The sequence below is a fragment of the Methylobacterium sp. P1-11 genome, from assembly GCF_008329595.1.
Lineage (GTDB): Bacteria > Pseudomonadota > Alphaproteobacteria > Rhizobiales > Beijerinckiaceae > Methylobacterium.
Genome location: NZ_NPKS01000094.1, coordinates 1 through 1,220 on the forward strand (window position 1 = coordinate 1; position 1,220 = coordinate 1,220).

At 67.7% G+C, this 1,220-nt stretch carries 1 protein-coding gene and 1 other annotated feature; the gene reads left to right on the plus strand.

Features of this window, described 5'->3' with window-relative positions:
* Positions 1–1,181 (plus strand): IS3 family transposase gene (locus CIW48_RS32845; RefSeq protein ID WP_197739414.1). Its coding sequence is split into 2 segments (ribosomal slippage), with 1,182 coding nucleotides annotated over them: positions 1–241 and positions 241–1,181; the frame shifts between segments, so codons are not numbered across the junction. This gene is flagged as partial in the annotation.
* Positions 234–350: a sequence feature (AL1L pseudoknot), on the plus strand. It overlaps the preceding gene by 117 nt.
* Positions 1,182–1,220: the final 39 nt, after the last annotated feature.

Sequence of the window (1,220 nt, forward strand, 5' to 3'; positions counted from 1 at the left end):
GTCCGGATGGTCCGGGAGCATCAGGGCGAGCACAGCTCACCCTGGGCCGCGATGCAGTCGATCGCCGCCAAGATCGGCTGCTCGGGCGAGACGCTGCGGAACTGGGTTCGCCAAGCCGAGCGCGATCAGGGCCAGAGGGCCGGACCGACCACGGACGAGCGCGAGCGGATCAAGGCCCTGGAGCGGGAGGTTCGCGAACTTCGGCAGGCGAACGAGATCCTGCGCAAGGCATCCGCGTATTTTGCGATGGCGGAGCTCGACCGCCGGTCCCGGTCATGATCGCCTTCATCGACGATCATCGTGCGCTCTACGGGGTCGAGCCGATCTGCAAGGTCCTGCCGATCGCCCCGTCGACGTACCATGCTCATGTCGCGCGACGGGCTGCCCCCGAGACGCTGCCGGCCCGAGCCAAACGGGACGCGACGCTCATGATCGAGGTCCGGCGCGTCTATGAGGCGAACTTTCGCGTCTACGGCGTGCGCAAGGTCTGGCGGCAACTCGCCCGCGAGGGGATCGTGGCCGCCCGCTGCACCGTCGCTCGGCTAATGCGAGCGACGGGTTTGAAGGGCGTGGTGCGGGGCAAGTCGGTCCGGACGACGATCCCCGATCCGGCCGCAGCCTGCCCACGCGACCGGGTCAACCGGCAGTTCAAGGCCGCGTGCCCGAACAGGCTGTGGGTCGCGGATTTTACGTACGTCGCAACCTGGGACGGCTTCGTCTACGCCGCCTTCGTGATCGATGTCTTCGCCCGCCGGATCGTCGGCTGGCGCGTGTCACGTTCGGCCCGAGCGGACTTCGTGCTCGATGCTCTGGAGCAGGCCCTGTACGAGCGCCGCCCCTTCGCCGGCAGCGGCCTCGTCTGTCACTCCGACCGCGGGTCGCAATACGTGAGCCTCCGCTACACCGAGCGTCTCGCCGAGGCGGGGGTCGAACCCTCCGTCGGCAGCGTCGGCGACTCGTACGATAATGCTCTGGCCGAGACGGTGATCGGCCTGTTCAAGACCGAGGTGATCCACCGGCGTGGACCCTGGCGCTCGTTCGAAGCCGTCGAGTTTGCCACCCTCGAATGGGTGGATTGGTTCAACCACCGCCGGCTACTCGAACCCATCGGCAACGTCCCTCCCGCCGAGGCCGAAGCGCGCTATTATGCCCAGACCGAGGTCCAAGCCTTGGCCGCCTGACCCAAACCAAACGGCCTCCGGGAAACCCGGGGCGGTTCA